This is a genomic window from Streptacidiphilus sp. ASG 303 (assembly GCF_020991365.1).
Lineage (GTDB): Bacteria > Actinomycetota > Actinomycetes > Streptomycetales > Streptomycetaceae > Peterkaempfera.
In genome coordinates, this window is sequence record NZ_JAJLRA010000154.1 from 1 (window position 1) to 292 (window position 292).

Here is a 292-nt window from a genome sequence, read left to right on the forward strand (position 1 = left end):
CGCGCCGTGCCGGACGGGTCCGCCGGGTCCGTGGGCACCCCGGCCAGTTCCCCGCAGGTCGCCAGCACGACGTCGTTCTCCCCGAGCGAGGGGAGCACCTGGGAGGTGTAGTCGAGGAACCGGGTGTTCGGGCCCACCACCAGGACGCCCTCCGCCGCGGCGCGCGGGAACGCGTACAGGACGTAGGCCGCCCGGTGCAGCGCGACCACCGTCGTGCCGGTACCGGGCCCGCCCTGCACCACGGTCACCCCGCGGTGGCCGGAGCGGACGATCGCGTCCTGCTCGGCCTGCA

Annotated in this window: 1 pseudogene; it reads right to left on the reverse strand. The window is 76.0% G+C overall.

What is annotated here, in order from left to right:
• Nucleotides 1-292, reverse strand: a pseudogene (locus LO771_RS30330) (ATP-dependent DNA helicase); the annotation flags it as partial.